This window comes from Paenibacillus sp. BK033 (genome assembly GCF_004345425.1).
Classification (GTDB): domain Bacteria; phylum Bacillota; class Bacilli; order Paenibacillales; family Paenibacillaceae; genus Pristimantibacillus.
On the sequence record NZ_SLVP01000011.1, the window covers coordinates 128412 to 137808 of the forward strand.

The window sequence follows — 9397 nt, forward strand, 5'->3', positions numbered from 1 at the left end:
GAACAGGAAGATGAATTATTTCGATCCGTATCGTACAGAGCTGCAGCTGGTATTCTCGGAAGCCAAGCGGCGAATCGCTCATTTCCCCGAGCCGTTTAACGAGTCCGGACTAGCGTATCTTCGCAAGTTTGATGTCTTTGAGAGGGAGAGCTCAAAGAACTATATTTGTTATCTGCTGCCTTATTGGATTAACGAGACCTCTTCGATTCCCATCGATCAGTGCCGTATGCTCTCACTATCCAATGTATTCAGCATGCTGTATTACTTCCTGCAAGACGACGTAATGGACGAGACGCCAGCTGCCTGGAAGGAACAGCTTGCACTCGCCCATTTATGCCATTTCGAGATGGAGGCCATCCTTCGGGAGCTGTTTGCCGCCAGTTCTCCCTTCTGGGGCTATCGTCAGCGCTATATGAACGAATGGGCTTCAGCCGTTGTGCAGGAAGACAAACATGATTATTTCATGACAGACATTGTGCAAGTCGCGAAAAAAGCTTCGCCCCTCAAACTTGCCAGCACCGGTGTTCTGCTGCTCGCCAATCGTCCCGAGAAGATTGCCTCTGTGGAAGAACTGGTTGACTACAGCCTTGTTCTTCTTCAAATGGCGGATGATTTGACCGATTGGGAGGATGACTTGACCGAGGGGAATTATAACTGCCTAATATCCTTGATTCGCGCCAAACGCCAGTCTATTCACCCGCTGCAGGCCAATGAGGCAGAATCGTATATCTATGACCGCAGTCTCATGACGGAGTATTGCAACCGCGGAAAAGAAGTTTTCGGCATTCTAAACAACGCTGAAATAGGCATTGCGCCGCTGCTCTCTTTCAGCTATTTCATCTATGAGGGTATAGCAGGCTTCACGAATCGAGCGGAGAATACAAGGAGGACTTTATTATCAGGCGGATTTGATTATATTTTGTCGAATTTTCAGTATAAATAGTATAATATAACCAAAAGTTATGCTATAATCCTATTACTGGAGTACTATTTTATTAGCATAATTGGAGGGGTTAGTTTGTCGAATCAGATTACTAGGGATCAAATTATTCAAAAGGCTTGGGAAGACGATGCATTCAAGCAACAATTATTGAATGACCCTAAAGCGGCTATCAAAGATGCGTTTGGCGTAGAGATTCCAGATGATATCGAAGTAACAGCCGTAGAAGAAACGCCAGATCACGCCTACCTGGTGATCCCGCCGAAACCCTCCGCATTAAAGTCCGCATCTTCGGAAGAATTTCCATCTTGGTAATCGCATAAAAAACCACTCCTTAACGGGAGTGGTTTTACTGTTTTACGCCGTAGGAAAGGTAATAGTAACTTCTGTACCAATCCCTTTTTGGCTCTTAAATGTAATATCGCCCTGCATCACCTCAATGATGCTGAAGGTAACCATAAGCCCGAGACCTGTACCTTTAGACTTATTGGAGTAATAAGGTTCCCCTAGCTTTGCGAGTTCCGATTCCGTCATGCCTTCTCCATTGTCCTTTATGCAAATAACAACCCTATTCCCTTCCATATATCCGCTTATATCAATTCGGCCCTCATTTTTCAAAGCCTCGATACTATTCTTAATCATATTAATAAAGGCTTGCTTGAATTTCGAAGAGTTACCATGAATTTGTAAATGATCAGGTATATTCAATCTGATTTGCCCGCCCTGCATGTTTGCCAGAGGTATCAGAATAGTCCCAATGTGTTTAAACTCATTAGCTATATTTAATACGGAAACATGCTCAAGCTGCGGCTTGGCAAAGGTTAGGAAGTCGGTAATAATTTCGGAAGCCCGGTCCAACTCATTGATCGCAAGAAGCATATAATTTTTTTCCTTGTTGCTGCCGCTTTTCTCTTCCAGGAGCTGTAAAAACCCCCGTGTAACCTGCAACGGATTTCGCACTTCATGGGCAACTGAAGCAGCAAGTTGACTGATCATATCCATCTTCTCTGAGCGTTGAAGTTCATTGTTAAAAATCTCAAGCTGGCGAGAATAAGTGACAACCTTTTCGAAGCCGATCACAATCTGCCTGCCAAGCATAACGACTAAAGTGAACACGAAGCACACGGTTCCCCATTTCCAATATACAAACTCATAATTTTTCGACAAGGAATAATATTGAATAATATCTGCTACCGCGAACAATATAAAAAAGCTCAGGCCCGCGGACAGAATAATGGCATCTCTATTCTTCTTGAAGCAATGAACAACTAGAACACCAATTACAATGCTGCATCCGCCCAAGACTCCCAGCACAAACAGTATTGTCGCGACCGAATAATAAAGAGAGTAGAAAGCATTATTCGTCATTATATTTAAAATTAAACCAATCGAAGATAATATCATTGAACCTAAAGCATATATCTTGAAGATACGAATGATTCCAAACTTCCCTTTACCAAAGAATGTCTCCAAGAAGAAAAATAGAGCAGGCAGAAAGAGGTTAGAGGATAGATCAAAGCCTGTAGCGTAAAGCCATCCGCACTTTTCATTCACCATGTACAAAAACGGAGAGTAGAAAATTAACATGCAACCTATTGAAAAAATAATTAAACTAAGTGACTTCCAACCGGATACATGGATTCTTTTCAGAAAGATCATGCAGATAAACATGAGAGCGGCTATGAAAATAAACGCTGTTCCAAGAATAATATTATCAACATCACTCATAAGCATCGTTCTGTAGAGCTTAGAATATTCTCCGATAACAAGGCCGGCAATTCCAATGTTGCCCGTATGATTCACCAAATGTATGTAAAGGGTTTCATTAGTAGAAGTGCGTTCAATCGGTATTACAAAGCGATTCACATCGTAAGAATGGTTTCTGTTCGTCTCGTATACAATTTCTCCATTTAAATAGGCAAATACATTTTGCGCGTAAGCTTTGGAAACCAGAAGCCCTGCATGTGACTGAGTGATAAGAGGCAATTCAATCCTAACCCACAACGAGCTTGTCCCTTTCGGCAGCACCGGCTCCTTCTCGTTTTCTTTCACGGTCATCCAGCCGTCGGCCGGCGGACTCTTACTATCCTCATCATTCCCCGGATGGAGCTGCCACTCTGTAATCCTTATTTTCGACGCCGATTCATCTGTATTCGCAAAGGTGCTTGTGGGGCTTATTGAAGTGATGACTACTATGGAAAATAGAATGAAAATCGAATACTTCAGAATGGCCTTCATCTTTACACCTCAAATATTGGAAAATAGTTCTTATTACTCATTAGTTCGACATTTTTCGATCATATCCTTCACCTTTCTCTTATATATTAAAAATCTTAAAAATAAAAAAGAGCGGAATATCCGCTCCCCGTTTAATCTATGATATCGCCGCTCTTCTTGCCGGTACCGAAACCGAATGCACCTCTTCGCCGATAATCTCCAGCGCGTTTAGCTGCAGGCCGCTTGCGCAGCCGCCGTCGATCCCGATCTTGCCTTTGCCGTACCAGACATCCGCTCTGCCATGCAGATCAACGGTTTTGGTATGGCCAAACACGACGATTTTGTTAACGACCGTATCCGCGTTGTGAAACGAATCCTTGATATACAAGAAATCTCTCTTCGGCTGCTCCTTCCAGTTCGGGTATTTGGGATTCAGCCCCGCATGCACATAAATAAAATGCTTGTCCTCGTAATAGTACGGCAGCTGCTCCAGGAAGTCGGCGTGATACGGATACCGCTCGAGAACGGTCTCTCTGAGCCTATTCAGCAGATCCTCTTCGCTTCCCGTCATATCGCTTCCCTTCAGATAGCTGTACACCGTCTGACGGCCGCCATGACGGAAGAATTTCTCCCTTGCCTCTTTGGTTCTGTTACGGACAATATCAACGAATCGCTCGTCGTGATTGCCTTGAACCGCAATGGCTCCATGCTCTTGAACCAGGCTTACGGATTGCTCAACAACCATTTTGCTGTCCGGTCCCTTGCTGACGAAATCGCCAAGCAAAATCAGCTGATCTTTAACCGGCTCATAATTTACCCGCTCGAGCAGCCGGTTGAAAGCATCATAACAACCGTGAATATCGCTAATGACTAACGTCCTTTCCTTTCCCATGACATCCCATCCTTCCCCTATACGTATTTCATTCTACAGCTATCGAAAAAAAACCTTCCGAATCGCAAAAAAGCCACAGGTCGTAAGGCCTGCGGCGAATTATGCATATGAACTTGTCCCGCGTCGGTTCGTCTGCTTACACAAGACCCTGACGCTTTTTGAAACGGACAGGCTTCTTCGTATGACGGTTGGCATAAGCCGATGCCGCGTAAGAGTCTGGCTTCACCCTTGCCAGATAGGTTCCCATTCCTTTTACCCGGTCGATCATCTCTTCTACGTAAAGCGACGTCTTATTAATCGTTGGCTCTGTACCCGCGTCGATGTCGATAAACAAATCAAGCGAAGCTCCCTGATAAACAAAGGGCAGCAGCATATCCTCCATCCGCTGGATGGCGCCATCCACGAAATAATAGGCAACCTCCTGGGACAAAGCCGTCTCCATCGTCAGCTTCTCCTTCAAGGAGGTCAGCTCGCGCGGGACAACAACCTGCCTATAGCAGGCCCATGCGCCTTTCCCCATCCGCCGGATAATGATGCCTGTTACGAACTTCGTATATCCGTTAAACCCCTGACTGTCTGTCCCAATGACAAAATGATATGCCGCCCTTGGATCGCTTGCCATAAAATTCAATATGCGGTCATACACCTCATGAATCGTAAGCCTGCTCTCCGTCACGTTCTGGAACCGCAGCTCTTCCGGTAGCCTGCCCCATTGATTTTTTCTCATCATCGTCACCTGTACAATGTACATTTCAGCCCTTTCTCTCAGCAATCGCCTAAATCCCGTTCTTCTATACCATGCCTATGCGAAAGGAGTTGTATATTATTATTAATAGTTATATGATGACAAGCACGATTCTGCCTCACCAAAAAAAAGAAAAGGCCTCTAAACCGCGTTGTCTCGCGGCCTAGAGGCCCTTCTCCTGCTCTTATTTGTATTTCCGCCAATCCAGCTTGCTGTTCTCCAGCAGATAGCTCATATCGCTCTCCAAGCGCTTCTGTTCCTTCTTCCGGGCCTCCTCGGCCTCCGTCCGCGCTTTCAACTTCCGCAGCTCCTCAGCCGCCTTCATCTCGTCAGATTGGGCTTTAAGCTTCTGCAGGACATCCGCGCTAAGCATATCCTTTAACGTTGTCCCCTGCTCCTGCTGAGGGCTTGCGTTCGCCCTGTGATTCGCAGCAGGCGCCGTTTTTTTCTTCTTCGCCATTTCAACCTCACCTACCGTTCTTAAAATGCCCAGTTCCCTTTGCGGAAGATTGGCACAATGGTTCCATCGGCTTTGATGCCGTCAATATCCATCTCCGCGGAGCCAATCATGAAATCAACATGCGTGATGCTGGCATTAACGCCGTTCTCAGCCAGCTCTTCCGGAGACATTTGTTTCCCGCCGTCGATATTAAACGCATAACCGCTTCCAATTGCCAGATGGTTCGATGCATTCTCGTCAAACAAAGTATTATAGAACAAAATATTCGATTGCGAAATCGGCGATTCATGCGGCACAAGCGCAACTTCGCCTAAGTAATGCGAGCCTTCGTCCGTATCAACAAGCTTTTGAAGAGTCTCCTGGCCTTGCTCTGCTTCTACCTTCACGATCCGGCCGTCTTCAAACGTAATCTTGAAGTTATCAATAATATTGCCGCCGTAGCTGAGTGGCTTCGTGCTGGACACATAACCGTTAACCCCGGTTTTTTGCGGTACCGTAAATACTTCCTCTGTCGGCATGTTAGCCATGAAAGAAACGTGGTTCTGGTTTTCGCTTCCTGCGGCAACCCAAATGTGCTTATCCGCAAGCTCGATAGTCAGATCCGTACCAGGAGCCGTATAATGCAGCTTCACAAAATGATTCTCATTGAGCGCTTGCGCTTTGGAATGAAGCGTAGCGTCATGCTCTTCCCATGCTTTCACCGGGTCTTCCGAGTGGAGACGAACCGCCTTGAAGATCGCTTCCCAAAGCTGTTTGACGGCTTCTTCTTCGTTAACGTTCGGAAATACTTTAGAAGCCCATGCTTTACCGGCCGCGGCTACTACGGTCCAGCTCACTTTATCGGATTGAACCGCTCTGCGGAATGCTTGCAGGCCTTGGCCTGCAGCCTTTTGGAAGTTGGCAATTCGCTGCGAGTCAATGCCGGACAATAGATCCGGGCTGGAGGAAACGATGGAGATAAATACGGCGTTACGCTCAACGAAGGAATTCCGTTTGGCGGTCTCCCATTCCGGGAAACGGGTAAATACCTCATCTGCAGCCTTCTCGTATTTGAGGCGGGACAAGCTGTCATCCGTCCAATCGACGTGGACATTGCTTGCCCCAGCCAAATAGGCCTGCTCGGCAACAAGTCGCACAAGGTCTGCTTGATCGACAGCTCCTGTAATAAATACCTCCTGGTTCTCCTGTACATTAACGCCTACCCGAACGATTAGTTCAGCGTACTTGGTCAAATTGCTTACGAATGCAACGTTTGTCATCGCTCATTCACACCTTTCGGAATATGTATAATGACTATTGTTTGCTTCTTGTCCGGGGCCTATGAAAAGAATGTCCCTCAGACGAAGGAATGGAAAATGAAGGATTTTCGTTTTTCCAACCCTCTTTTTATGTTATTATATAGGAATGTACTCTTGCATAAAAGATTTTCGCACGAAGGAGCTCATATGTCTAAACTAGGTAGAAATGAACAATGTCACTGCGGCAGCGGCTTGAAATACAAAAAATGCTGCATGTCGAAGGACGAACAATCGGCTCGAGCAAGCAAAGCCTCCCCCGCAATTCGTCATTTTACAGAAGCTGAACTGGTTCACTTGGTTGACCACGAATCCACGTGGGCTAATCCGCAATATGCAGAACTGGCGCATGAACTTATTGCTTCCATGAAACAGGATTACAAGCCTAACCATATCGCAATGGCGATTATGATCTGGCATGATTTCACGAATATGACGAAACCATCGTATCGCAAATCCGGCGCATTCTGTGCCGCGTTGGAATATATGGTCTGTGAGGTTACCGAGTCCGGTAAGAGCAAAAACGATCTTGCCGAGAAATATGAAGTATCCGCTGCTACGATTACCAAGCGTTATCAGGAGCTTTCCGGCTTCCTTATGCAGCAGCTGGAGCAAAACGAGCAAACCCCTGAAGCGGTTGCTCAATAATCGAACAGGCTGTTCCGGAATTTATCCATCCGGAACAGCCTGCTTTTTTTTAGCTTACTTCCTGTCCGCAGGGTACACAAGCCCGATCTGGCGGCGCGCCTCATCCATAATCTCCATAACGGCCAGAGAATTGGCGTAGGAGTTAATCGGCGATTCAAGCTCTCCGCGCTCAATGATCTCGGCAAAAGCCTGAATTTCGTATACCATCGAATTATCCGCTTGCGGTCTGCCGATGTTTTCTTCAGGACGACCGTCACGGTATTGAATCCGAACGCTGGCCGGCTGGCTAATCCTCTCGATAATCATATTGCCTTCTTCGCCTTGAATTTCAGCAGGCATATTCGAATTGGAGATCTTCGAGTGCAGCAATATAGCTTCCATATCCCCGTAATTCAAGATCAGACTGCCTTTGCCGTCCACGCCGGACTCCAGCATAACCGCACTTGCTTTAACGCTGTCCGGCTTGCCAAACAGCACGACAAGCGGATAGATGCAGTATGTGCCGATATCCATAAGCGATCCGTTCGACAACTCCGGCAGAAAAGCATTCAAAACTTCGCCCGCTTTGTATTTGTCATATCGGGAAGAGTACTGGCAGAACGAAGCAAAGAAAGTACGGACTTTGCCAATCTTGTGCAGGTTCTCTCGAACCGCGTCAAAGTTGGGCATCATCGTCGATTTCATGGCTTCCATCAGCAGTACCTTATTCGCCCGCGCCGCTTCAAACATCGCTTGTACTTCAGCGGCATTCGATGCCAGCGGCTTCTCGCATAGCACATGCTTCCCATGCTTCATAAACGTTATCGCGTACTCCGCATGCAGCGAATTCGGACTTGCTATGTAAATCGCGTCAATCAAATCGCTTTTCGCCATTGTTTCGAGATCCGTGAAGGTATGAGGAATGCCCTGTGCTTCCGCATAAGCCTTTGCACGCTCCTCCGTACGCGAGTATAGCGCAGTCACTTCAACCTTGTGTACCTGACGTACCGCATTCATAAACGTTTCCGTAATAAAGTTAGAACCAATAATACCAATACGCAGCATAAGAATTCACCTCTTCACTCTTAGGTTGTCCCAAATTGTCCATAAACTAAAAAAAGCCCGCCCTACGTATCAAGTACGTCTGCTGACTTCCAGTGAATTGAAATGGTCGGGATGACACGATTTGAACATGCGACCCCCTGGTCCCAAACCAGGTGCTCTACCAAGCTGAGCTACATCCCGTTATTCAATTAAGAAAAAATGGCGCGGCCTAAGAGATTCGAACTCCTGACCTTTTGATTCGTAGTCAAACGCTCTATCCAGCTGAGCTAAGGCCGCAAAAAAATATGGAGCGGAAGACGGGAATCGAACCCGCGACCCTCGCCTTGGCAAGGCGATGCTCTACCGCTGAGCCACTTCCGCATATGGTGCGGTCGAGAGGACTCGAACCTCCACGGCTGTTACACCACTAGAACCTGAATCTAGCGCGTCTGCCAATTCCGCCACGACCGCATGCATATTCTGTTGAAAAAATGGTGCCGGCGATAGGAGTCGAACCCACGACCTACTGATTACAAGTCAGTTGCTCTACCAACTGAGCTACACCGGCAAAAAACGTTGTAAAAATGGCGGAGCTGACGGGATTCGAACCCGCGGTCTCCTGCGTGACAGGCAGGCATGTTAGGCCTCTACACCACAGCTCCATGCTGCTTTCGGAAATCATCCGAAAAAAAATTGGTTGCGAAGACAGGATTTGAACCTGTGACCTTCGGGTTATGAGCCCGACGAGCTACCGGACTGCTCCACCTCGCGGCATTACAAAACTTCTATGGTGGAGGCTGAGGGGATCGAACCCCCGACCCTCTGCTTGTAAGGCAGATGCTCTCCCAGCTGAGCTAAGCCTCCATACTTTTTTACCCATAGGGTAAATATTGGTGACCCGTAGGGGATTCGAACCCCTGTTACCTCCGTGAAAGGGAGGTGTCTTAACCCCTTGACCAACGGGCCTTGCATTCAAGATTTGCGCCTTGAAAACTGGATGCGAAAGTTTGAATTCCTTAAGTTTCTTGCGGGGTCCCCGAAAAGTAATCGGAATAAGCTGCAACGCTTAACTTCACTTTTTGGGGGTTGTTTTAGGATAAGCCCTCGACCGATTAGTATTCGTCAGCTCCACACATTGCTGTGCTTCCACCCCGAACCTATCAACCTCGTCGTCTTC

General features: G+C 46.9%; 9 protein-coding genes, 9 tRNA genes and 1 rRNA gene. 3 read left to right on the top strand and 16 right to left on the bottom strand.

Translation table 11 applies throughout. The annotated features are described in order from the left end of the window. Positions 1-10: 10 nt before the first annotated feature. Together EV294_RS26380 and EV294_RS26385 are read left to right on the top strand one after the other, a co-directional pair. Entirely contained in the window at positions 11-943 is a 933-nt protein-coding gene (locus tag EV294_RS26380) for a hypothetical protein (RefSeq protein ID WP_132312368.1), read from the top strand. 75 nt (positions 944-1018) lie between these two features. Then, positions 1019-1255 carry an NHLP leader peptide family RiPP precursor gene (locus EV294_RS26385; RefSeq protein ID WP_132312370.1) on the top strand — a complete coding sequence of 79 codons (237 nt, stop codon included), beginning with the start codon at positions 1019-1021 and terminating at the stop codon, positions 1253-1255. A 42-nt stretch (positions 1256-1297) separates the two neighbouring features. Here the strand turns inward: EV294_RS26385 and EV294_RS26390 are convergent, their stop codons facing one another. From EV294_RS26390 to EV294_RS26410, 5 genes are all read right to left on the bottom strand, one after another. After that, positions 1298-3178: a sensor histidine kinase gene (locus EV294_RS26390; RefSeq protein WP_132312373.1), complete on the bottom strand. Its 1881-nt coding sequence runs from the start codon at positions 3176-3178 to the stop codon at positions 1298-1300. Positions 3179-3314: 136 nt separating this feature from the next. Next, positions 3315-4049, bottom strand: a complete 735-nt coding sequence (locus EV294_RS26395; RefSeq protein ID WP_132312375.1) for a metallophosphoesterase — start codon at positions 4047-4049, stop codon at positions 3315-3317. A 136-nt stretch (positions 4050-4185) separates the two neighbouring features. Further along, a complete protein-coding gene (locus EV294_RS26400; RefSeq protein WP_132312378.1) occupies positions 4186-4800 on the bottom strand; it encodes a ribonuclease H-like YkuK family protein in 615 nt (204 codons plus the stop codon). A gap of 178 nt (positions 4801-4978) precedes the next feature. Further along, the gene (locus EV294_RS26405; protein ID WP_132312381.1) at positions 4979-5254 is read right to left on the bottom strand and encodes a YqkE family protein; all 276 of its coding nucleotides are present in this window, start codon (positions 5252-5254) and stop codon (positions 4979-4981) included. A 20-nt stretch (positions 5255-5274) separates the two neighbouring features. After that, entirely contained in the window at positions 5275-6513 is a 1239-nt protein-coding gene (locus EV294_RS26410; protein WP_132312384.1) for an aminopeptidase, read from the bottom strand. A gap of 186 nt (positions 6514-6699) precedes the next feature. Here EV294_RS26410 and EV294_RS26415 point away from each other — a divergent pair, with 186 nt between their 5' ends. Beyond that, positions 6700-7197: an SEC-C metal-binding domain-containing protein gene (locus EV294_RS26415; RefSeq protein WP_132312386.1), complete on the top strand. Its 498-nt coding sequence runs from the start codon at positions 6700-6702 to the stop codon at positions 7195-7197. A gap of 54 nt (positions 7198-7251) precedes the next feature. Here the strand turns inward: EV294_RS26415 and EV294_RS26420 are convergent, their stop codons facing one another. The 11 genes from EV294_RS26420 to EV294_RS26470 form a co-directional block, all read right to left on the bottom strand. Then, the gene (locus EV294_RS26420) at positions 7252-8241 is read right to left on the bottom strand and encodes a Gfo/Idh/MocA family protein (RefSeq protein WP_132312389.1); all 990 of its coding nucleotides are present in this window, start codon (positions 8239-8241) and stop codon (positions 7252-7254) included. A 103-nt stretch (positions 8242-8344) separates the two neighbouring features. Beyond that, positions 8345-8421, bottom strand: a tRNA-Pro gene (locus EV294_RS26425). Between the two features lie 19 nt (positions 8422-8440). Then, positions 8441-8517: transfer RNA gene (locus tag EV294_RS26430), tRNA-Arg, on the bottom strand. A gap of 9 nt (positions 8518-8526) precedes the next feature. Continuing rightward, a tRNA-Gly gene (locus tag EV294_RS26435) sits at positions 8527-8601 on the bottom strand. A gap of 3 nt (positions 8602-8604) precedes the next feature. After that, a tRNA-Leu gene (locus EV294_RS26440) sits at positions 8605-8691 on the bottom strand. Positions 8692-8712: 21 nt separating this feature from the next. Next, positions 8713-8788, bottom strand: a tRNA-Thr gene (locus tag EV294_RS26445). A 17-nt stretch (positions 8789-8805) separates the two neighbouring features. After that, positions 8806-8882, bottom strand: a tRNA-Asp gene (locus EV294_RS26450). 32 nt (positions 8883-8914) lie between these two features. Continuing rightward, positions 8915-8991 (bottom strand) — tRNA-Met (locus tag EV294_RS26455). 17 nt (positions 8992-9008) lie between these two features. Continuing rightward, positions 9009-9084 (bottom strand) — tRNA-Val (locus tag EV294_RS26460). Positions 9085-9111: 27 nt separating this feature from the next. Continuing rightward, a tRNA-Glu gene (locus tag EV294_RS26465) sits at positions 9112-9186 on the bottom strand. A gap of 126 nt (positions 9187-9312) precedes the next feature. Next, positions 9313-9397 (bottom strand): 23S ribosomal RNA (locus EV294_RS26470); the annotation flags it as partial.